The organism is Micromonospora sp. NPDC007271, assembly GCF_040634005.1.
In the GTDB taxonomy this organism is placed as follows: Bacteria; Actinomycetota; Actinomycetes; order Mycobacteriales; family Micromonosporaceae; genus Micromonospora.
The window spans coordinates 1-20,669 of the sequence record NZ_JBEYER010000042.1 but is presented as its reverse complement, the minus strand read 5'-3'; the positions used below and the strand labels follow the sequence as shown (position 1 = coordinate 20,669).

Here is a 20,669-nt window from a genome sequence, read left to right as displayed (position 1 = left end):
CGCCACCGCGTGGAATACTGCCCCGAAAGGGACGAGTGGGGCAGATCTATATGGCCATGCGGGGTGCGGCGGCTGAGCTGCCGGGGAGCCGTGAGCCCCCACAGCGGGCCGGCTTCGTCGAACTGCTGTTCGACGTGGTGCTCGTCTTCGCCCTCACCCGCCTCTCCGACCGCCTGGTCGCGCACCTGAACTGGCACGGCTTCTACTCGGCGATGGTGCTGACCCTGGCTCTCTGGTGGCTCTGGTACCGCATGGCCTGGACCACCAACCGGTACGACCCCACCCGCCCGATGATCCAGGTCATGGTCATCGTGACCATGCTCGGCGCCCTGTTGATGGCCGCCGCGCTGCCGGCCGCCTTCGAGGCTTACGCGGCCGTCTTCGCCGGGGTCTACGTCGCCGTCCAGGTGTTCCGGCACCTCTGGCTCGTGCTGTTCGGCGGGGACGGTTACGCCCGCGGGGTCAGCATCCGGATCGTCTTCTGGTCCTGCATCTCGGCGGTGCCGTGGATCGCCGGGATCTTCGCGGCCGGCGGCCTGCGACTGGCCTGCTGGACCGTGGCGGTCCTCGTCGACTACGCCGCCGGGGTGCTGGACTTCCCCACGCCGTGGCTGGGCCGCGCCGGACTGCGCGGCCAGCCGATCGCGGAGGAGCACCTGACGGAGCGCTACCGGCAGGTCCTCATCATCGCCTTCGGCGAGACCATCCTGACCTCCGGCATCCAGATCAGCCCGTACGGCTTCCAGAGCGAGCGGACGGCCGCCCTGCTCGTGGCGTTCGTGATCACCGTGCTGCTCTGGCAGATCTACTACTACCGGGCGGGCGAGTTGCTCCCCACCGCCATCGCGTCGTCCCGGCGCCCGGCCTACGTCGGCGAACTCGCGTCCTACGCGCACCTGGTGATGGTGATCGGCGTCGCGGTCAGCTCCGTGGGTGACCGGCTGATCATCGCGCAACCCTTCGACAAGAGCACGTTGTCGCGGATCATGGTCATCCTCGGCGGACCGGCGCTGTTCCTGGCCGGCCGGGCGATGCTCGACTACGCCGCCTTCAGTCGGGTCTCCTGGTCGCGGCCGATCGGCCTGGTGCTGCTCGCGGTCCTGGTCCCGGTGGTCCATGTGCTGCCGCCCCTGCTGGTGGCCCTGGCCGCTGCCGTGGTGCTGGCCGGCATCGCCACCTCCAACGCGATCAGCTGGCGCCTGTTCCCGAGGGAGACGGCGCCGCCGTCCGACGTGCGGGGCGGGAGCTGACGGTCCGGCAGTGCCCCGCCGCGCCGGACGAAGGCGCCCGGGCCGACCAGCCGCCGTCGAATTTCATGCAGTCTGCCGTATGAAGTTGCAGTGCCGTCTCGATCTCTGTTAGCCTGTGTTGCATAGTCATGCGGAGGTGAGTATGGGTATCCGGGTAGCGGTCGCCGGGGCCAGCGGGTACGCCGGTGGTGAACTGCTGCGCCTGCTCGCCGGGCACCCCGAGTTCGACCTCGTCGCGGCCACCGCCCACGCCCAGGCCGGCCGACCCGTCGCCGCCGTACACCCGCAGCTCGCCGGGCTGGACCTGATGCTCGGGACGACCGACCCGGCCACCCTGGCCGACGCGGACCTGGTCTTCCTGGCCCTGCCGCACGGCGAGTCGGCGGCCCTCGCCGCGGCCCTGCCCCCGGCGGTCAAGGTGGTCGACCTCGGTGCCGACCACCGGCTGCGCGACGCGGCTGCCTGGTCCCGGTACTACGGCGGCCCGCACGCCGGCGCCTGGACCTACGGCCTGCCCGAGCTGCCCGGCCAGCGGGCCGCGATCGCCGTGGCGTCGCGGGTCGCCAACACCGGCTGCTACGCGGTGGCCACCACCCTCGCCCTGGCCCCGCTGATCGCGGCCGGCGCGGTCCTGCCCACCGACGTGGTGGTGGTCGCGGCCTCCGGCACCTCCGGCGCCGGCCGGGCCGCCAAGGCGCACCTGCTCGGCAGCGAGGTGATGGGCGACCTGTCGCCCTACAAGGTCGGCGCCCACCAGCACGTGCCGGAGATCAAGCAGGCCAGCGGGGCGACCGGCCTCTCCTTCACCCCGATCCTCGCGCCCATGCCGCGCGGCATCCTCGCCACCGTCACCGCCGTCCCGACCGGCGGGGCCGACCCGCGCGAGGTGTTGGGGCGGGCGTACGCGGACGCGCCCTTCGTGCACGTGCTGCCCGAGGGGCAGTGGCCACACACCGCCGCCACCGCGGGCTCGAACTCCTGCCACCTCCAGGCCACGGTCGACGTCGACTCCGGCCGGGTGATCGTGGTCAGCGCCATCGACAACCTCGGCAAGGGCGCGGCCGGCCAGGCCGTGCAGAACGCCAACCTCATGCTCGGCCTCCCCGAGGCCACCGGACTCTCCACCTTCGGAGTGGCCCCATGACAGTGACCAGCCCCCGGGGCTTCCGCGCCGCCGGCGTGGCCGCCGGGCTCAAGGCCAGCGGCGCCAGCGACGTCGCCCTCGTCGTCAACGACGGCCCCGACGCCGGGATCGCCGGCGTGTTCACCGCCAACCGGGTCAAGGCCGCCCCGGTGCTCTGGACCCAGCAGGTCGTCCGCGGTGGCGTGGTCCGCGCCGTGGTGCTCAACTCCGGCGGGGCCAACGCCTGCACCGGCCCGGCCGGCTTCCAGGACACCCACGCCACCGCCGAGCACACCGCCGCCGCGCTCACCGCGGGCAGCCCCCGGCTGATGCTCGGCGCGGGCGAGGTCGCGGTCTGCTCCACCGGCCTGATCGGCGAGCGCCTGCCCATGCCCGCCCTGCTCTCCGGCGTGGGCAGCGCCGTGCGCCGGCTCTCACGGGAGGGCGGCCGGCCGGCCGCCGAGGCGATCATGACCACCGACACCCGGCCCAAGACCACCGTGGCCACGGGGAGCGGCTGGACCGTCGGCGGCATGGCCAAGGGCGCCGGCATGCTCGCCCCCGCGATGGCCACCATGCTCTGCGTGCTCACCACCGACGCGGTGGCCGGGCCGGAAACCCTCGACGCCGCGCTGCGGGCCGCCACCCGGGTCACCTTCGACCGGATCGACTCCGACGGCTGCATGTCCACCAACGACACGGTGCTGCTGCTGGCCAGCGGCGCGTCCGGCATCGAGCCGAGCGAGGCGGAGCTGACCGCCGCGGTCACCGCCGCCTGCCACGACCTGGCCCAGCAGCTCATCGCCGACGCCGAGGGCGCCACCAAGCAGATCGCCATCGAGGTGGTCGGCGCCGCGAGCGAGGAGGACGCGGTCGAGGTCGGCCGGACGGTGGCCCGGAACAACCTGGTCAAGACCGCGCTGTTCGGCAACGACCCGAACTGGGGCCGGATCCTCGCCGCGGTCGGCACCACCGCCGCCGCCTTCGAGCCGGACGGCGTCGACGTCGCGGTCAACGGGGTGTGGGTGTGCCGGGGCGGGGCCGCCGCCGAGGACCGCGCGAAGGTCGACCTCACCGGGCGGGACGTCACCATCCGGATCGACCTGCACGCCGGGGACGCGGCGGCGACCATCTGGACCAACGACCTGTCACACGCGTACGTGCACGAGAACTCGGCGTACTCGACGTGAGCGCGAGGAACGCAGCGAAGCGGAGTCCCGCAGTCGCGAACGAAAGGCAGGCTCGAGCATGAGCCTCACCGCTGACCTCACCCGCGCCCAGGCCAAGGCCGAGACGCTGATCGAGGCCCTGCCCTGGCTGGCCCGCTTCTCCGGCGCCACCGTCGTGGTCAAGTACGGCGGCAACGCCATGGTCGACCCCGAGCTCCAGCGGGCCTTCGCCGCCGACATGGTCTTCCTCCGGTACGCCGGCCTGAAGCCGGTCGTCGTGCACGGCGGCGGGCCGCAGATCTCCGCCATGCTCGGCCGGCTCGGCATCGTCAGCGAGTTCCGGGGCGGGCTGCGGGTCACCACCGCCGAGGCGATGGACGTCGTCCGGATGGTCCTCGTGGGCCAGGTCGGCCGGGAACTGGTCGGCCTGATCAACGCGCACGGCCCGTTCGCCGTCGGGCTCTCCGGCGAGGACGCCGGCCTGTTCACCGCCGTGCGTCGCCCGGCGTACGTGGACGGGGAGCCGGTCGACGTCGGCCAGGTCGGCGACGTGGAGTCGGTGGACGTCTCGGCGGTGACCGATCTGATCGCGGCCGGCCGGATCCCGGTGATCTCCACCGTCGCGCCGGACGCCGACGGAGTGCTGCACAACCTCAACGCCGACACCGCCGCCGCCGCGCTCGCGGTCGCGCTGGAGGCGCGGAAGCTGGTCGTCCTCACCGACGTCCCCGGCCTGTACGCGGACTGGCCGGACAGGTCCAGCCTGGTCAGCGAGATCACCACCGACGACCTGGCCAAGCTGCTGCCGTCCCTGGAATCGGGGATGGTCCCGAAGATGGAGGCCTGCCTGCGGGCGGTGGGCGGGGGAGTGCCCGCCGCGCACGTCGTCGACGGCCGGGTCGCCCACTCCACGCTGCTTGAGGTGTTCACCTCGGAAGGGTTCGGAACGATGGTGATCGCGCCATGAGCACGCTGGTGGAACGCTGGGGTGCGGCCATGATGGACAACTACGGCACCCCGCCGCTCGCGCTCGTCTCCGGCTCCGGCGCCGTCGTGGTCGACGAGGCCGGCCGGGAGTACGTCGACCTGCTCGGCGGCATCGCGGTCAACGCCCTCGGCCACGCCCACCCGGCCGTGGTGTCCGCCGTCGCCAAGCAGGTCGCCACCCTCGGGCACGTCTCCAACCTGTTCGTCGCCGAGCCCCCCGTCGCCCTCGCCGAGCTGCTGCTGGCCCTGGCCGGCCGGCCCGGCCGGGTCTTCTTCGCCAACTCCGGCGCGGAGGCCAACGAGGCCGCCTTCAAGCTGTCCCGGCTCACCGGGCGGACCCACGTGGTGGCCACTGAGGGCGGCTTCCACGGCCGGACCATGGGCGCCCTGGCGCTCACCGGCCAGCCCGCCAAGGCCGACCCGTTCCGCCCGCTGCCCGGCGACGTCACCCACGTCCCGTACGGCGATCCCGCGGCCCTGGCGGCCGCCGTCACCGACGCGACCGCCATGGTGATCCTCGAGCCCGTCCAGGGCGAGAGCGGCGTGATCGTCCCGCCGCCCGGCTACCTGGCCGAGGCGCGGCGGATCACCGCCGCGCACGGCGCCCTGCTGGTGCTCGACGAGGTGCAGACCGGCATCGGCCGCACCGGGCACTGGTTCGCCCACCAGGCCGAGGGCGTGGAACCGGACGTCGTCACCCTCGCCAAGGGGCTCGGCGGCGGCCTGCCGCTCGGTGCCTGCCTGGCCTTCGGCCGGGCCGCCGACCTGCTCCGCCCCGGCTCGCACGGCACCACCTTCGGCGGCAACCCGGTCAGCTGCGCGGCCGGCCTCGCGGTGGTCTCCACCATCGCCCACGAGGGGCTGCTCGACCACGTCAAGCGGATCGGGGAGCGGCTGCGGCGCGGGATCGAGGCGCTCGGCCACCCGCTCGTCGCCGAGGTACGCGGCGCCGGCCTGCTGCTCGGCATCGTGCTCGACCAGCCCGTGTCCGGCGCGGTGGCGACCGGGCTGCGCGACGCCGGCTTCCTGGTCAACCCGGTGCAGCCCGGCGTGGTCCGCCTCGCCCCGCCGCTGATCCTCACCGCCGAGCAGGCCGACGCCTTCCTCGCCGCCCTCCCGGCCGCCCTCGACGCCGCCGCCCCGGCGCCCGTCGACGGCGCCCCGACCACCACGGAGGTCCCCGCATGATCCGGCACTTCCTGCGGGACGACGACCTGACCCCCGCCGAGCAGTCGGCCGTGCTCGACCTCGCGGCCCGGATGAAGGCGGACCGCTTCGGCCAGCAGCCCCTGGCCGGGCCGCGGTCGGTGGCGGTGCTCTTCGACAAGCAGAGCCTGCGGACCCGGTTCTCCTTCGACGTCGGTATCGCCGAGCTGGGCGGGCACCCGCTCGTGGTGGACACCCAGGTCACCCACTTCGGGCGGGGCGAGACCCTCGCCGACGCCGGCCGGGTGCTGTCCCGCTACGTGGCGGCGATCGTGCTGCGTACCCACGGCGACGACCGGATCGCCGAGGTGGCCGCGCACGCCACCGTGCCGGTGGTCAACGCGCTCACCGACGCCTACCACCCCTGCCAGCTCCTGGCCGACCTGCTCACCGTCCGGGAGCGGTTCGGCGCCACCGCCGGGCGCACCCTGGCGTACGTCGGGGACGCGGCGAACAACATGGCGCACTCCTACCTGCTGGCCGGGGCGACCGCCGGGATGCACGTCCGGGTCGCCGGGCCGGCCGGGTTCCAGCCCGACCCCGAGGTGGTCGCCCGGGCCGAGAAGATCGCCGCGGGCACCGGCGGGTCGGTGCGCGTGCTCACCGACCCGGTCGAGGCGGTCCGCGCCGCCGACGTGGTCGCCACCGACACCTGGACCTCGATGGGCCACGAGTCGGACGGTCACGACCGGATCACCCCGTTCCTGCCGTACCAGGTCAACGACGCGCTGCTCGGCCACGCCGCGGCCGACGTCATCGTGCTGCACTGCCTGCCCGCCCACCGGGGCGAGGAGATCACCGACGAGGTGCTCGACGGGCCGCACAGCGCGGTCTTCGACCAGGCGGAGAATCGCCTGCACGCGCAGAAGGCGCTGCTGACGTTTCTCCTGGAGGCATCCACCCCATGACCGCTCCGTCGACCCGCGCCGCCCGGCACGCCCGCATCGTCGAGCTGATCCGCGACCGGGCCATCCACTCGCAGACCGAGCTGGCCGACCTGCTCGCCGGCGACGGCATCCAGGTCACCCAGGCCACCCTCTCCCGGGACCTCAAGGAACTGGGGGCGGTGACCGCCCGCGGCGGCGACGGGCGGGGCGTCTACCTGATCCCGGAGGACGGCCACCGGCCGCTGCGCGAGGCCGAGGCCGCCCCGGCCCGGCTCGTCCGGCTGCTGCGCGAGCTGCTCAACGGGGTCGACGCCAGCGGCAACATCGCCGTTCTACGCACCCCGCCGGGCGCGGCCCACTACCTGGCCAGCGCGTTGGACCGAGCGGGCCTGCCCGAGGTCGTCGGCACCATCGCCGGCGACGACACCATCCTCGTCGTGGCCCGCGAGGCCGTCGGCGGCGCCGCGTTGGGCGACAAGCTCGCCGCGTGGGCCCGCCGGGAAGAGACCATCGAAGGGAGCAGCACACCATGACCGAGCGGGTCGTCCTGGCGTACTCCGGAGGGCTGGACACCTCCGTCGCCATTCCGTACCTGGCCGAGCAGACCGGCGGCGAGGTGATCGCGGTCGCGGTCGACCTCGGCCAGGGCGGCGAGGACATGAACGTCATCCGGCAGCGCGCGCTGGACTGCGGCGCGGTCGAGTCGGAGGTGGTCGACGCGCGCGACGAGTTCGCCGCCGAGTACTGCCTGCCGGCGATCCGCGCCAACGCCCTCTACATGGACCGCTACCCGCTGGTCTCCGCGCTGTCCCGCCCGCTCATCGTGAAGCACCTGGTCACCGCCGCCAAGAAGTACGGCGGCACCATCGTGTCGCACGGCTGCACCGGCAAGGGCAACGACCAGGTCCGCTTCGAGGTCGGCCTGGCCGCGCTCGCCCCCGACCTGAAGATCATCGCTCCGGCCCGGGACTTCGCCTGGACCCGGGACAAGGCGATCGCCTTCGCCGAGGAGAAGGGCCTGCCGATCGACGTGTCGGCCAAGTCGCCGTACTCCATCGACCAGAACCTGTGGGGCCGCGCGGTGGAGACCGGCTTCCTGGAGGACATCTGGAACGCGCCGATCGAGGACCTGTACTCGTACACCGCCGACCCGGCGCAGGAGCGGGACGCGGACGAGGTGGTCATCACCTTCGACGCGGGCGTGCCCGTCGCCATCGACGGCGAGACCGTCACCCCGTACCAGGCGATCCTGGAGCTGAACCGGCGGGCCGGCGCCCAGGGCGTCGGCCGCCTCGACATGGTCGAGGACCGCCTCGTGGGCATCAAGAGCCGCGAGGTGTACGAGGCTCCCGGCGCGATCGCCCTGATCACCGCCCATCAGGAGCTGGAGAACGTCACCGTCGAGCGGGACCTGGCCCGGTTCAAGCGCGGCGTCGACCAGCGCTGGGGCGAGCTGGTCTACGACGGCCTCTGGTTCTCGCCGCTGAAGCTGGCGCTCGACGCGTTCATCGACGACGCCCAGCGGCACGTCTCCGGCGAGGTGCGGCTCACCCTGCACGGCGGTCGGGCCACCGTCACCGGCCGGCGTTCCGAGGCGAGCCTGTACGACTTCGGCATGGCCACCTACGACACCGGCGACACCTTCGACCAGTCCCTGGCCAAGGGCTTCGTGCAGCTGTGGGGCCTGCCCAGCAAGATGGCCGCCGCCCGGGACGCCCGGCTGGGCGGCTCCTGATCGTGAACAGCACAATGGGTGGGGTGGACGACAAGAGCCTGACCGAGAACAGCGCCGCCGCCAACCGGACGAGCCTCTGGGGAGGCCGGTTCGCCGGCGGGCCCTCCGAGGCGCTCGCGCGGCTGTCGGTGAGCGTCCAGTTCGACTGGCGCCTCGCCCCGTACGACATCGCCGGCTCCCGGGCGCACGCCCGGGTCCTGGCCGGCGCCGGCCTGCTCGACCCTGAGGAACTGGGCAAGATGCTGGCCGCGCTGGACGACCTGGAGGCCGCCTGCGCCTCCGGGGCGTTCCGCCCGACCGTCGACGACGAGGACGTGCACACCGCCCTCGAACGCGGTCTGCTGGAGCGGCTCGGCAGCCTCGGCGGCAAGCTGCGCGCCGGCCGCTCCCGCAACGACCAGGTCGCCACCGACCTGCGGCTCTACCTGCGCGACCACGCCCGGGGCGTGGCGGCCCGCCTGGTCGAGCTGGCCGAGGCCCTGGTCGAGCAGGCGGGACGGCACGTGGACACCGCCGCCCCCGGCATGACCCACCTCCAGCACGCCCAGCCGGTCACCTTCGGGCACTGGCTGCTCGCCCACGTGCAGCCGCTGCTGCGCGACCTGGAACGGCTGCGCGACTGGGACGAGCGGGCGGCGGTCAGCCCGCTCGGCGCGGGCGCACTGGCCGGCTCCGGGCTGCCGCTGGACCCGCTGGCGGTCTCCAAGGAGCTGGGCTTCCGGACGTCCTTCGCCAACTCCATGGACGCCGTCGCCGACCGGGACTTCGTCGCCGAGTTCCTCTTCGTCACCGCGATGATCGGCGTGCACCTGTCCCGGCTCGGCGAGGAGGTGGTGCTCTGGACGTCCCACGAGTTCGGCTGGGTGGAGCTGGACGACGCGTTCGCCACCGGGTCGTCGATCATGCCGCAGAAGAAGAACGCGGACATCGCCGAACTGGCCCGGGGCAAGTCCGGCCGGCTCGTCGGCGGGCTGATGAGCGTGCTCACCATGCTCAAGGGCCTGCCGATGACCTACGACCGGGACATGCAGGAGGACAAGGAGCCGGCCTTCGACGCGGTCGACACCCTGGAGCTGCTGCTGCCGGCGCTCGCCGGGATGATCTCCACGATGACGGTACGGGTCGACCGCCTGGTCGCCGCCGCGCCGGTCGGCTTCTCCCTCGCCACCGAGGTGGCCGACTGGCTGGTCCGCCGGGGCGTGCCGTTCCGGGACGCGCACGAGATCACCGGCCGGCTGGTGGCACTCTGCGTGGCCCGGGACTGCGCCCTGGACGAGGTCTCCGACGCCGACCTCGCCGCGGTCAGCCCGCACCTGGACCCGTCGGTGCGGGACGTGCTCTCGGTCCGCTCCGCCCTGGCGGCCCGGACCACCCCCGGCTCGACCGGCCCCGGGCCGGTGGCCGACCAGCTCGCCACCGCCGCGGACAAGCTGGCCGGCTGGCGGGAGTGGGCCGCCGAGCGGGTCGTGCCCCGCTGACCCCGGGACAGCCAGAAGGCCCCCAGCGTCGTGCTGGGGGCGTTCTTTTGGCGCTCGGCGCTGTTTCTCAGGGTGAGAGCCGTCAGGCCGGCGGGCGCTCTCGCTTGGGCAGCTTCGCCACCACCGCGTCGTACGACCCGTCGAGCGCCTCCCGCAGCTCCTCGTCGGGGATGCCGCCGTCGAGCCGTAGCGTGTTCCACCCCGACCGGCCGATGTAGGGGGAGGGGCGGGCGTCGTCGGGGAACCGGTGCAGCCACTCGTCGGCGACCTCCCGGGACGGGCCGCACTTCAGGCCCACCCGCGCTTCGCCCTCGGTTGAGCCGAGGAAGGCGAAGATCCGGCTGCCGACCTTGACCACCTCGTCGCCCTCCCACGGCTGGTCCAGCCACGCGCCCGGCTTCGCCAGGCAGTACGCCAGCATCTCGTCGCGTCTCATCGCGCCCCTGTCCCGTCCATCCGGACAGTCCCGCCCGGCCCTGTGACCTTTCCGCCGTTCAGTCGGCGGTGCCGGTGCGTACCGTCAGCCGCTCGTAGCGTTGCCGGGCCGCCTGAGCGCTGCCCAGCCCCAGCCCGAAGGCGATCGCCTGCCAGGTCAACCCCCGGGCCCGGGCCACCTGCAACAGCCCCGCCTCGAGCACGTCGACCTCCGCCCGCACGTGCGGGACCAGGGTCAGCGCCGCCATCAGGTCGGCCTGGTCGACCGGCTCCTCGCCCTCCTCCAGCTCCGCCCCGCCGGCCAGGGCCATCACCAGCGTGGCCGCCTCGTACGCGTCGGGGACGTCGGGGTGGGCGTACCGCCGGCGGCGGGAGTTGGTGCCGGCGTGCCGCTCGGCGATCCGCATCAGCGCCGCATAGTTGCGGTGCGCGCGGGCCTGGGCCGCGTCCGGAGCGGTGAACGGGTCGTTGTCCAGCGTGGGCATGGCTCTCATCAGACACCTTTGAACGGGCTCTTGTCAACGGTGTATTGAAAATCGGGAGCGCAGGGGTGCCGGATATTGTCGAGCCATGACCAGCGCCGAGCCCGTCACCGCCGCCGCCGACCTGGCCGACCTGCTGGCCGGGCCCGTCGTGCCGGCCGCCCGCGGCCTGCTCGGCTGCCTGCTCACCGCCGGCGGGGTCACCGTCCGGATCACCGAGGTCGAGGCGTACGCCGGCACCGCGGGCGACCCGGCCTCCCACGCGTATCGGGGCCGCACCCCGCGCAACGCGGTGATGTTCGGCCCGTCCGGGCGGGCCTACGTCTACTTCACCTACGGCATGCACTGGTGCGTGAACGTGGTCACCGGGGCGGACGGGGAGGCGTCGGCGGTGCTGCTGCGCGCCGGTGAGGTGGTCGACGGCCTCGACGCGGCGCGGGCGCGGCGACCCGCCGTACGCCGGGACGTCGACCTGGCGCGCGGGCCCGCGCGGCTCTGCGCGGCGCTCGGCATCGACCGCACGGTCTACGGCGCCGACCTGCTGGGCGACGGCCCGGTACGGCTCCGGCCCGCCGTAGCGCTGGTGCCGGCGGCGGCGATCGCGGCCGGCCCGCGGGTCGGGGTGACCGGGGCGCACGACGTGCCGTGGCGGTTCTGGATCGCGGGCGATCCGACGGTGAGCGCCTACCGCCGCCACGTGCCCCGCATCCGCCGCTGACCCACGACGCCGGGCGCGGTGGCCCCGGCCGTGGTCACCGGGGTGCGCCGGCCGGGGCCGGGCGGGTGTGGCTGCGCAGCGGGGCCAGGTGCGGTCGCAGCGCCCGACGGGCGACCAGGCTGCCCAGGGCGATCATCGCGACCCTGGCGTGCCCGATCCGCGCCACCGGCCGCGACGGTGTGTCGCGACCGGGTGAAGATTTCCTGGTGAGCGATATGACTCTGAGGCATGAATATGCCAAGGAGTCATGTCACTCCCAGTGCCATCCTTCGCCCAGGGTGTGCCGCTCGCCGTCCCGCCCGCCGGCGGTCGGTCTGCCGCTGTGAGCTGAACCACCCGCGAGGGTGTCGCCGATGGCGCCGGGGCGGGTCGACGGAATAGTTGACTCGTCAAATATGTTGTGCGGTGCGATCCGGACCACCCGGTCTCGGACGTCCACGCGAGGAGCAGGTCATGCAGTTCGGAGTCTTCACCGTCGGCGACGTCACGGTCGACCCGACCAAGGGGCGGCTGCCGTCCGAGCGTGAGCGGATCAAGGCCATGGTCGCCATCGCCCTGAAGGCCGAGGAGGTCGGCCTCGACGTCTTCGCCACCGGCGAGCACCACAACCCGCCGTTCGTGCCGTCGTCGCCGACCACCATGCTCGGCTACATCGCGGCCCGTACCGAGCGGCTGCTGCTCTCCACCTCGACCACGCTGATCACCACCAACGACCCGGTGAAGATCGCCGAGGACTACGCGATGCTGCAGCACCTGGCCGACGGTCGGGTGGACCTGATGATGGGGCGCGGCAACACCGGCCCGGTCTACCCCTGGTTCGGGCAGGACATCCGCAACGGCATCCCGCTGGCCATCGAGAACTACGACCTGCTGCACCGGCTGTGGCGGGAGGACGTCGTCGACTGGAAGGGGCGGTTCCGCACCCCGTTGCAGTCGTTCACCTCGACCCCGCGCCCGCTCGACGGCGTGCCGCCGTTCGTCTGGCACGGCTCGATCCGCAGCCCGGAGATCGCCGAGCAGGCCGCGTACTACGGGGACGGCTTCTTCGCCAACCACATCTTCTGGCCGAAGGAGCACACCCAGCGGATGGTCGGCCTCTACCGGCAGCGGTTCGAGCACTACGGCCACGGCTCCGCCGACCAGGCCATCGTCGGCCTCGGCGGGCAGGTCTTCATGCGAAAGAACTCCCAGGACGCCGTCCGCGAGTTCCGGCCGTACTTCGACAACGCCCCGGTCTACGGGCACGGGCCGTCGCTGGAGGAGTTCAGCCGCGAGACCCCGCTGACCGTCGGCAGCCCGCAGCAGGTCATCGACCGTACGCTGGGCTTCCGCGAGTACGTCGGCGACTACCAGCGGCAGCTCTTCCTGATGGACCACGCCGGCCTGCCGCTCAAGACCGTCCTGGAACAGCTCGACATGCTGGGTGAGGAGGTCGTACCGGTGCTCCGCAAGGAGTTCGACTCGCTGCGCCCCGCGCACGTGCCCGAGGCGCCGACGCACGCCTCGCTGGTCGCGGCCCGCGAGGCGAGCCTGGCCGGCACGGAGGAGGGCCGATGACCCGGCGTACCCTGGCCGTGGTCTCGGCCGGCCTCGGCCAGCCCTCGTCGACCCGGCTGCTCGCCGACCAGCTCGCCGCGGCGGCCCGCGACGAGCTGGTCCGGCGCGGGGCCGAGGTGGAGATCCGACCGGTCGAGCTGCGCGAGCATGCCCACGACGTGGTGAACCACCTGCTCACCGGCTTCCCGTCGGCCGCTCTGCGGGAAGCGCTGGACACGGTGGCGAGCGCGGACGGGCTGGTCGCGGTCACCCCGATCTTCAACGCCTCGTACAACGGGCTGTTCAAGTCGTTCTTCGACGTGGTGGACCGGGACGCGTTGGCCGACCGGCCGGTGCTGGTCGGGGCCACGGGCGGCACCGCCCGGCACTCGCTGGCCCTGGAGCACGCGGTCCGGCCCATGTTCGCGTACCTGCGGGCGGTGGTGGTGCCGACTGCGGTCTTCGCGGCGCCCGAGGACTGGTCCGGGGAGGGCGTCGGAGGCGCCCTGCGAGGCCGGATCCGGCGGGCCGGCACCGAACTGGCCGAGCAGGTGGACCGCCGTCCGGCCGCGGCCGGCCCGGCCGATCCGTTCGCCCTCACCACCAGCTTCGAGGACCTCCTCGCCGGCCGCGACCCCGCCTGACAGCCCCTCCTGACACGTCAGTCCGCCGGCTCGTACGGGTGGGCCACCAGCACCGGGCAGTGGGCGTGCTGCACGAGGGCCTGACTGACCGAGCCGAGCAGCAGCCCGGCGAAGCCGCCCCGGCCGCGTGAGCCGACCACCACCAGCGCCGCCTCCCCGCTCGCCGCGATCAGCGCCTGCTCCGCGGACGCGGCCCGGAGCGGCCGCTGCGACACGGTCAGCACCGGATGGTCCGCGCGGATCCGGGCGGCCGCGGAGGCCAGCAGCTGCTCCGACTCGGCCTGTTCGGCCGCAGCGGACCCGGCGGCCTCCTCCGGCACCGCGCCGGCCCGCTCCGGCGGGCGGACGTGCACCAGCACCAGGTCGGTGCCCCGGTGCTCCGCCTCGTCGGCGGCGAGCCGGACGGCGAGCGCGGCCGACTCGGAGCCGTCCACCCCGACCAGCACCGGCCCGTCGACCGGGACCGGCTGCTCGGCCGGGCGCACCACCAGCACCGGGCAGCGCGCGTGCTGGGCAACCTGGTTGCTGACCGAACCGAGCAGCAGCCCGGCGAAGCCGCCGACGCCGCGGCTGCCCACCACCACGAGATCCGCCCGGCGGGACTCCTCGACCAGGGTGGCGCCGGGGCCACCGGCCACCTGCCGTACGTCCACCCGCACGCCCGGATGCCGCTCGGCCAGCTCGGCGGCCACCCGTTCGAGCATCTTCTGCGCCTCCGTGGTGGGTGCCGGCACCCCGAGGTCGTACGGGTTGAGCGGCACTCCGTAACCGAGTGGGTGCAGGTAGCCGTGCACCAGGTGCAGCGGCCGGGAGCGCCGCCCGGCGGCCCGGGCCGCCTGCTCGGCGGCGGCCAGGCTGGACGGCGATCCGTCGACGCCCACCACGACGGGTCGATTCATCGGCACCCCTTCCGATCGGCTCGGCTCAGGTCGTTGTCGACGGCCGGCTCCCCATCCGCCCGGATCCGCCCCGCGCCCCACCCCCCAGGCTGCCCCGGCCGCGCGCATCCACCAAGGTCAGCTGCGCGTCGGTGGACTCCCGCACCAGCCCCGGGGCGCGCAGCTCCTCCGGGTCGTACGCCAGATCGAGCTGTACGGCTACCCGACGGCGCTGCCGCCCACCGGCTGACCCGGCGTCTGCCGGTGGACGATCAGCTCGTCCACCTCCAGCCGGCCGATCCGTAGCTCCTTCACGACCGCCCGGCGGATCACCAGGCGGCCGATCGCCATCGTGCCGACCGCCACCGCGCCGAGCGCCGCCGCGGCGAGAGCCAGCGGCGCGGCCGCCGTCGGGCCCAGGGCCCGGGGGCCGGCCAGCGTCGGACCGGTGACGGAGGGGGTACGCATCGGGAAGGCCGGCCTGTGCCGGTGCTGGCGCATTCTGTTCACCCGGCGATCCTCCGCTCCCACCCGGCGCGTTCCGGACCGGTCCGAGCGCTGGTCCACCGCCCGGGTGATGTCGCCCGTTCGCGCGGTGCCCGGTCAGCGCCCGCCGCGCCGGGCGCTGACCTGGGCGAGGGTGACGCCCGGTAACGGGCAGTTCAGCGCTCGGCCACCAGCCGCCGTGCCCGCGCCCCCCCAGGGCCGGCCGACGGGCCGGAGGTCCCGGGTCGTGCCGGCGGCCCGCGTACCCTCCGACTATGGCCAGTCAGGTGCGGCTCCGTCCGGTGCGCGACGAGGACCTGTCCGCGTTCTTCGCCCACGAGCAGGATCCGCAGGCCAACTGGATGGCCGCGTTCGGCCCGAAGGACCCGACCGACCGGGCCGCCTTCGACGCCCACTGGGCGCGTATCCGCGCCGACCCGCGCATCGTCCCGCGGACGGTGACGGTCGACGGCGAGGTGGTCGGGCGGGTGGTCGCCTTCCCGGTGGGGGAGCACACCGAGGTCAGCTACTGGATCGACCCGGCGCGCTGGGGCCGGGGCCACGCCAGCGCCGCGCTCGCCGAGCTGCTGCGCGAGCTGCCGCGGCGGGCGGTGCGGGCCCGCGCCGTCAAGGACAACGCCGCCTCCCTGTCGGTGCTGCGCAAGTGCGGCTTCGCCGTGGTCGGCGAGGACTCCGGATACGCCGAGAGCCGCGGCACCGAGGTCGAGGAGTACGTGCTGGAGCTGCCCGCCGAACCGGCCGACCAGCGCGACCACTAGTGTCCCCCGGGTGAACTGGCTGGAACTCGTCGGCTGGGCCGGCTCCGCGCTGCTGGTCTGGTCGCTGCTGCAGACGCGCATCCTGCGGCTGCGTGCGCTCAACCTGCTCGGCTGCCTCATCCTGATCGGCTACAACGCCGCCGTACACGTGTGGCCGATGGTCGGGCTGAACGTCGTGCTCGCCGTGATCAACGTCTGGTACCTGCGCGCGATGCTGGCCACCCGGCACGACGATCAGACGTACCAGGTGGTCGAGGTGGGCACCGACGACGCGTTCCTGGCCCACACCCTGAACGTGCACGGCGCCGACATCGCCCGGTTCAACCCGGGCTTCCGCTGGGACCCGGCCGCCGACCGCTCCGCGTTCCTGGTGGTGCGGGCCGACGAGGTGGTCGGCGTGGTGGTCTCACACGCGGCGACCGGCGGGGTGGCCCAGATCGACCTGGACTACGTCACCCAGCGGTTCCGGGACTTCACCCCGGGCGAGTTCGTCTACCGGCGCAGCCGCCTGTTCACCGAGCGCGGCTTCCGCCGGGTGGTCAGCCCGCCCGGCATGGTCGCCCCCTACTACCACCGGCTCGGCTTCCGCCGAGAGGGCGACGCGTACGTCCTCGACCTGCCCGCCGCCGCCTGACGGGTCAACCCGGCCCGCCGGGCGGGCCGAAGGGGAAGCCCCGCACCGGCGGTACCAGCTGCACCTGGTCGGCGGGGAACTGGTGGGTGCTGCGCCCGAGGGTCCGGGCGATCGCCCGCAGCAGCCACGGCCCGGACGGGTGCAGCTCGGGTCCGATCAGCCGCCCGCTCACCTGGGCCCACCAGTGGCCGGCGACGATCACGTCGGTGATCCGCAGCCGCTCCGGTGGCCAGCCGCCCCGGACCACCACGTCGACTACCCGGCCCAGCCGCCGCCCGTGCAGGTCGTACGCCGTCCTGCCGAGCAGCTCACCCGCTCGCACGGTGCGCCCCCGGGATCCGGTCGATCAGATGCCGCCGCAGCCAGGCCTCGCCCGGGGAGGGCGGCAGGTCCGGCGCCGAGCAGCGCAGCCGCACCGCGCTGTCCACCCGGGCGACCTGGGCGAGCGGGATGTGCAGCGGCGGCACCCGCGGCTCGTCTCTGACCAGCTTGGCGGCCGCTATCAGGATGCGCCCGACCCGGCCGCCGATCCGCTCCCCGAGCGCCGCCGGGCCGGTCAGCAGGCTGTCCACGTACGGGAAGCCCTCGGCGTCGAGCGCGAAGGCGATGTCGTCGACGCGGCCGACCAGGCGGCCGTCCCGGTCGACGATCTGCCGGTCGAGCAGCTGCTTGGCGAGCTGGATCCTCATCGTCCCATCCCCGTGATGATCGCCAGCGGGATCGCCGCCACCGAGGCGGCCACGATGACCAGCAGGAACACCGCCCCGAGCAGGTTCATCCACCGTCCGTTGACCCGGTCGCCCAGGTAGCCGCGGTCGTTCGCCACCACCAGGATCGGCAGGTACGTCAGCGGCAGTACCACCGCGCTGAGCACCAGCATGTACTCGGTGAGCTGCACCGGGTCGACGGTGGTCATCAGCAGCAGTACCCCGAGCAGCACGCTGAGCAGCAGCACGCTGTGGAACCGGGCGGCCTCCCGGGGGGTGACCCGCTTGCCCCACTGCCAGCCGAAGTACTGGGCCGCGGCGTACGCGGCGGACAGCCCGGTCTCCAGCGCCGCGCCGAACGTCACCGCGAAGAACGCCAGCGCTGCCACCGCCAGCCCCACCCCGCCGAACGCGGTGGCCACCGGCCGTGCCACCTGGTCGAGGGTGGTCAGCGACGTGCCGCCGGGGTGGTACGCCACCGCCGCGACCGCGATCAGCGACAACGCCAGGAAGCCGCCGACCGGGAAGCCGATCAGCACGTTCGAGCGGGCGTGGGCCAGGTCGGCCGGGCTCCACCTCTCCTCCACCCCGCCCGAGGAGAAGAAGAACACCTCGTACGGGCTCACCGTCGAGGCGAACAGGGCCACCGCGACGAACCAGTACACCGGCCAGCCCTGCCCGCCGGAGCTGATGTGCAGCGTGCCGTGCCCCAGCTGCGCCCAGTCGGTGGGCAGCGCGAACAGCGCGACGACGAAGACCAGTAGCGACAGCCCGGCCATTCCGAAGATCCGCTCCATCAGCTCGAAGCGCATCCGCCACAGCACCAGCCAGACCGCCACCGCGGCCACCGGCACCCAGACCAGGTAGCTCACCCCGCTGGCCAGCTGCAACGCCAGGGCCACCCCGCCCAGCTCCGCGGCCAGGGTGATCACCGTGACCAGCCAGGAGGCGACCAGGTTGAGCAGCGCCACCCGTGGACCCAGCCGCTCCCGGACCAGGTCGAACACCGCCCGGCCGCTGACCGCCGCGATCCGCCCGGCCATCTCTGCGTACGCGCAGATGCCCAGCACGCCGACGAGCAGCACCCAGGCGTGCGCCATGCCGAAGCGGGCGCCGGCCTGACTCGCGGCCACCAGATCGCCGACGTCGACGAAGCCGCCGATGGCGGAGAGGACGCCGAGGGTGACGGCGAGGAGCTTCCTCACGTCGGGTCGGGATCGGGTGATCTCATCGACGCGACGATATCGGTGTCAGGTATCTCTTTTCGGGCGAATCGGCCAGGCCGTCGGCCCCGTCCGGACCGGGGTCAGCCGGCGGTGAGGTTCTGCAGCCGCACCTGACCACGCGAGACCAGTCGGCCGGCCCCGTCGGTGATCTCCACCAGCCACAACTGCTGGCTCCGGCCCCGGTGGACGGGGGTGCCGACCGCGGTCAGGTCGCCGTCGCGCACCGCGCGCAGGAAGTCGGTCTGGTTGGACACGCCGACGACCCGGCCCTTGTCGCCCAGCCACAGAGCACCGCCGATGCTGGCCGCCGTCTCCACCACCGAGCAGTAGACGCCACCGTGCTGAATCCCGTACGGCTGGTGCAGTTCCGGGCGGACCTGCCAACGGATCACCACCCGGTCCCCGCTGACCTCGTCGAACTTGAGGCCCAGCAGGGCCACGAAGCCACCCGTGAGGTCCGACATCTCCACCACAGCCCCTCCTCGCCCTCGATGGCGCCGCCAGCCTAGTCGTCCCGGCTGGGCAAACCCGCTACGGGCGGAGGCCGGCGATGGGGGAGAATCGGTGACCGTGACCGACAGCAACCTCCCGCACGGGCGGGACTCCCTGACCGAAGACCTGCGGTGGCGGGGCCTGATCCAGGACTCGACCGGCCTCGACGAGCTGCGCGAGCTGCTCGACGGCGGGACGGCCACCTTCTATGTGGGCTTCGATCCGACCGCCCCCAGCCTGCACGTCGGCCACCTCATGCAGGTCATCACCGCGCGCCGGCTCCAGCTCGCCGGGCACCGGCCGCTGCTGCTGGTCGGCGGCGCCACCGGCCAGATCGGCGATCCGAAGGAGACCGCCGAGCGCACCCTCAACCCGCCCGAGGTGGTGGGCGGCTGGGTCCGGCGCATCCACGACCAGCTCGCCCCGTTCGTCTCGTACACCGGGGAGAACGCGGCCCAACTGGTCAACAACCTGGACTGGACCGGCGAGATGTCGGTGGTCGAGTTCCTCCGGGACGTCGGCAAGCACTTCCCGGTGAACAAGATGCTGGCCCGCGAGGTGGTCAAGGCGCGGCTGGAGACCGGCATCAGCTTCACCGAGTTCAGCTACCAGCTCCTGCAGGCCAACGACTTCTTCGAGCTGCACCGCCGGCACGGCTGTCAGCTCCAGTACGGCGGCTCGGACCAGTGGGGCAACATCACCGCCGGGGTCGACTACATCCGCCGGCGGGGCGCCGGCCCGGTGCAGGCCTTCACCACGCCGCTGGTCACCAAGTCGGACGGCACCAAGTTCGGCAAGACCGAGGGTGGCTCCATCTGGCTCGACCCGGAGATGACCAGCCCGTACGCCTTCTACCAGTTCTGGGTCAACGCCGACGACCGCGACGTCGTCCGCTACCTGCGCTACTTCAGCTTCCGGTCCCGTGAGGAGCTGGAGGAGCTGGAGAAGGCGACGGCGGAGCGCCCGCAGGCGCGGCTCGCCCAGCGGGCGCTCGCCGAGGAGCTGACCGCGCTGGTGCACGGCGAGCGGGAGATGGCGCAGGCGGTCGCCGCGAGCCAGGCGCTCTTCGGCCGCGGTTCGCTCGACGAGCTGACCCCGGAGACCCTGCGCGCCGCGCTGGCCGAGGCCGGCCTGGTCCACCTGACCGAGCTGCCGGACGTCGCCGGGCTGCTCAAGGAGTCGGGCCTGGTGCCGAGCATGAACGAGGCCCGGCGGGTGATCGCCGAGGGCGGCGCGTACGTCAACAACAACCGCATCGCCGAGGTGGACGCCACCGTCTCGCTGGAGGACCTGCTGCACGGGCGGTACCTGGTGCTGCGCCGGGGCAAGCGTTCCTTCGCCGGGGTTGAGCTGCGTAAATAGCCGTATCTCGACGATGTGACGCGGGACGCGCCCAGCGGATTTGACGATCAAACCGCTGGGCGCGTAACTTTTTCTCTGCCAGCGCGGAACGGACGAAACAGGGCGAAAGTCCTGGGAGGCCGGAGCGCGGGAATGACCGCCAGGTGCGGATGGTTGCTCCATCTGACCTGGACCCGGGTGGTGCCCCAGATTCGCCGCGAGGCGGATTTGGCGAGGCGAGACCGACCGGGTAAGGTTGTCGGCCGGCAGGGAAACGGGCGAGCGAGCGGGAAACCGCTGCGGCCGTCCTGCCGAATTCCACGAAGCGCCCGGCGCGAGTCGGCCCGAGTCGTGGTGCCCGGCAAAAGGGTGGAAGCATGACAAGCCGCGAAACACCGGTTTGACACGGCAGAAACCACCGGGTAACGTAGTAAAAGTGCCCGGCGCGAGAGCGGCGGGTGTGGGACGAAATGCCC

General features: G+C 73.3%; 25 protein-coding genes. 15 read left to right on the top strand and 10 right to left on the bottom strand.

What is annotated here, in order from left to right:
* Positions 1-35: 35 nt before the first annotated feature.
* The 9 genes from ABZ570_RS16915 (at position 36) to argH (ending at position 9,835) form a co-directional block, all read left to right on the top strand.
* On the top strand, positions 36-1,250 hold the full coding sequence (locus ABZ570_RS16915) for a low temperature requirement protein A (RefSeq protein WP_358063657.1): 1,215 nt from the start codon (positions 36-38) through the stop codon (positions 1,248-1,250).
* A 142-nt stretch (positions 1,251-1,392) separates the two neighbouring features.
* Positions 1,393-2,394 (top strand): N-acetyl-gamma-glutamyl-phosphate reductase, encoded by a 1,002-nt coding sequence (gene argC / locus ABZ570_RS16910; protein ID WP_358063654.1) that lies wholly within the window; start codon positions 1,393-1,395, stop codon positions 2,392-2,394.
* Positions 2,391-3,563 (top strand): bifunctional glutamate N-acetyltransferase/amino-acid acetyltransferase ArgJ, encoded by a 1,173-nt coding sequence (gene argJ, locus ABZ570_RS16905; protein ID WP_358063651.1) that lies wholly within the window; start codon positions 2,391-2,393, stop codon positions 3,561-3,563. The genes argC and argJ overlap by 4 nt, the downstream gene beginning before the upstream one ends.
* A gap of 58 nt (positions 3,564-3,621) precedes the next feature.
* Complete coding sequence (gene argB, locus ABZ570_RS16900) at positions 3,622-4,509, top strand: acetylglutamate kinase (protein ID WP_358063648.1); 888 nt, start codon at positions 3,622-3,624, stop codon at positions 4,507-4,509.
* Positions 4,506-5,717 (top strand): acetylornithine transaminase, encoded by a 1,212-nt coding sequence (locus tag ABZ570_RS16895; RefSeq protein WP_358063645.1) that lies wholly within the window; start codon positions 4,506-4,508, stop codon positions 5,715-5,717. The genes argB and ABZ570_RS16895 overlap by 4 nt, the downstream gene beginning before the upstream one ends.
* Positions 5,714-6,643 carry an ornithine carbamoyltransferase gene (gene argF / locus ABZ570_RS16890; protein ID WP_358063642.1) on the top strand — a complete coding sequence of 310 codons (930 nt, stop codon included), beginning with the start codon at positions 5,714-5,716 and terminating at the stop codon, positions 6,641-6,643. The genes ABZ570_RS16895 and argF overlap by 4 nt, the downstream gene beginning before the upstream one ends.
* Positions 6,640-7,155 (top strand): arginine repressor, encoded by a 516-nt coding sequence (locus tag ABZ570_RS16885; RefSeq protein WP_358063639.1) that lies wholly within the window; start codon positions 6,640-6,642, stop codon positions 7,153-7,155. The genes argF and ABZ570_RS16885 overlap by 4 nt, the downstream gene beginning before the upstream one ends.
* Positions 7,152-8,357 carry an argininosuccinate synthase gene (locus ABZ570_RS16880; RefSeq protein WP_358063636.1) on the top strand — a complete coding sequence of 402 codons (1,206 nt, stop codon included), beginning with the start codon at positions 7,152-7,154 and terminating at the stop codon, positions 8,355-8,357. Before ABZ570_RS16885 ends, ABZ570_RS16880 begins: the two co-directional genes overlap by 4 nt.
* Positions 8,358-8,371: 14 nt before the next feature.
* Positions 8,372-9,835: an argininosuccinate lyase gene (gene argH, locus ABZ570_RS16875; protein ID WP_358063764.1), complete on the top strand. Its 1,464-nt coding sequence runs from the start codon at positions 8,372-8,374 to the stop codon at positions 9,833-9,835.
* A gap of 82 nt (positions 9,836-9,917) precedes the next feature.
* Here the strand turns inward: argH and ABZ570_RS16870 are convergent, their stop codons facing one another.
* Both ABZ570_RS16870 and ABZ570_RS16865 read right to left on the bottom strand, forming a co-directional pair.
* A complete protein-coding gene (locus ABZ570_RS16870) occupies positions 9,918-10,271 on the bottom strand; it encodes an MmcQ/YjbR family DNA-binding protein (RefSeq protein ID WP_358063634.1) in 354 nt (117 codons plus the stop codon).
* 58 nt (positions 10,272-10,329) lie between these two features.
* Entirely contained in the window at positions 10,330-10,764 is a 435-nt protein-coding gene (locus tag ABZ570_RS16865) for a DNA-binding protein (protein ID WP_358063631.1), read from the bottom strand.
* A 76-nt stretch (positions 10,765-10,840) separates the two neighbouring features.
* Here ABZ570_RS16865 and ABZ570_RS16860 point away from each other — a divergent pair, with 76 nt between their 5' ends.
* Entirely contained in the window at positions 10,841-11,470 is a 630-nt protein-coding gene (locus tag ABZ570_RS16860) for a DNA-3-methyladenine glycosylase (protein ID WP_358063628.1), read from the top strand.
* A 34-nt stretch (positions 11,471-11,504) separates the two neighbouring features.
* Here the strand turns inward: ABZ570_RS16860 and ABZ570_RS16855 are convergent, their stop codons facing one another.
* Positions 11,505-11,636 (bottom strand): hypothetical protein, encoded by a 132-nt coding sequence (locus tag ABZ570_RS16855; protein WP_358063626.1) that lies wholly within the window; start codon positions 11,634-11,636, stop codon positions 11,505-11,507.
* Positions 11,637-11,720: 84 nt separating this feature from the next.
* Positions 11,721-11,909, bottom strand: a complete 189-nt coding sequence (locus tag ABZ570_RS16850) for a hypothetical protein (protein ID WP_358063623.1) — start codon at positions 11,907-11,909, stop codon at positions 11,721-11,723.
* A 14-nt stretch (positions 11,910-11,923) separates the two neighbouring features.
* Between ABZ570_RS16850 and ABZ570_RS16845 the strand changes: the two genes are divergently transcribed.
* Both ABZ570_RS16845 and ABZ570_RS16840 read left to right on the top strand, forming a co-directional pair.
* Positions 11,924-13,027 carry an LLM class flavin-dependent oxidoreductase gene (locus tag ABZ570_RS16845; protein WP_358063620.1) on the top strand — a complete coding sequence of 368 codons (1,104 nt, stop codon included), beginning with the start codon at positions 11,924-11,926 and terminating at the stop codon, positions 13,025-13,027.
* Complete coding sequence (locus ABZ570_RS16840) at positions 13,024-13,650, top strand: FMN reductase (RefSeq protein WP_358063617.1); 627 nt, start codon at positions 13,024-13,026, stop codon at positions 13,648-13,650. Before ABZ570_RS16845 ends, ABZ570_RS16840 begins: the two co-directional genes overlap by 4 nt.
* Positions 13,651-13,667: 17 nt before the next feature.
* On the opposite strand, the gene ABZ570_RS16835 is transcribed toward ABZ570_RS16840, so the two are convergent.
* Together ABZ570_RS16835 and ABZ570_RS16830 are read right to left on the bottom strand one after the other, a co-directional pair.
* The gene (locus tag ABZ570_RS16835) at positions 13,668-14,555 is read right to left on the bottom strand and encodes a universal stress protein (RefSeq protein WP_358063614.1); all 888 of its coding nucleotides are present in this window, start codon (positions 14,553-14,555) and stop codon (positions 13,668-13,670) included.
* A gap of 192 nt (positions 14,556-14,747) precedes the next feature.
* Positions 14,748-15,029: a hypothetical protein gene (locus ABZ570_RS16830; protein WP_358063761.1), complete on the bottom strand. Its 282-nt coding sequence runs from the start codon at positions 15,027-15,029 to the stop codon at positions 14,748-14,750.
* A 260-nt stretch (positions 15,030-15,289) separates the two neighbouring features.
* On the opposite strand from ABZ570_RS16830, the gene ABZ570_RS16825 reads away from it, so the two are divergent.
* Positions 15,290-15,793 (top strand): GNAT family N-acetyltransferase, encoded by a 504-nt coding sequence (locus ABZ570_RS16825; protein ID WP_358063611.1) that lies wholly within the window; start codon positions 15,290-15,292, stop codon positions 15,791-15,793.
* A 10-nt stretch (positions 15,794-15,803) separates the two neighbouring features.
* Entirely contained in the window at positions 15,804-16,427 is a 624-nt protein-coding gene (locus tag ABZ570_RS16820; protein WP_358063608.1) for a hypothetical protein, read from the top strand.
* Between the two features lie 4 nt (positions 16,428-16,431).
* Here the strand turns inward: ABZ570_RS16820 and ABZ570_RS16815 are convergent, their stop codons facing one another.
* The 4 genes from ABZ570_RS16815 to ABZ570_RS16800 form a co-directional block, all read right to left on the bottom strand.
* Complete coding sequence (locus ABZ570_RS16815; protein WP_358063606.1) at positions 16,432-16,749, bottom strand: PRC-barrel domain containing protein; 318 nt, start codon at positions 16,747-16,749, stop codon at positions 16,432-16,434.
* Positions 16,736-17,116 carry a hypothetical protein gene (locus tag ABZ570_RS16810; RefSeq protein ID WP_358063603.1) on the bottom strand — a complete coding sequence of 127 codons (381 nt, stop codon included), beginning with the start codon at positions 17,114-17,116 and terminating at the stop codon, positions 16,736-16,738. The genes ABZ570_RS16815 and ABZ570_RS16810 overlap by 14 nt, the downstream gene beginning before the upstream one ends.
* On the bottom strand, positions 17,113-18,339 hold the full coding sequence (locus ABZ570_RS16805; protein ID WP_358063600.1) for a divalent metal cation transporter: 1,227 nt from the start codon (positions 18,337-18,339) through the stop codon (positions 17,113-17,115). The genes ABZ570_RS16810 and ABZ570_RS16805 overlap by 4 nt, the downstream gene beginning before the upstream one ends.
* 101 nt (positions 18,340-18,440) lie before the next feature.
* On the bottom strand, positions 18,441-18,830 hold the full coding sequence (locus tag ABZ570_RS16800; RefSeq protein WP_358063758.1) for a PaaI family thioesterase: 390 nt from the start codon (positions 18,828-18,830) through the stop codon (positions 18,441-18,443).
* 100 nt (positions 18,831-18,930) lie between these two features.
* On the opposite strand from ABZ570_RS16800, the gene tyrS reads away from it, so the two are divergent.
* Positions 18,931-20,214, top strand: coding sequence for a tyrosine--tRNA ligase (gene tyrS / locus ABZ570_RS16795; RefSeq protein ID WP_358063755.1), 1,284 nt, complete (start codon positions 18,931-18,933; stop codon positions 20,212-20,214).
* The last annotated feature ends 455 nt before the right edge of the window (positions 20,215-20,669 follow it).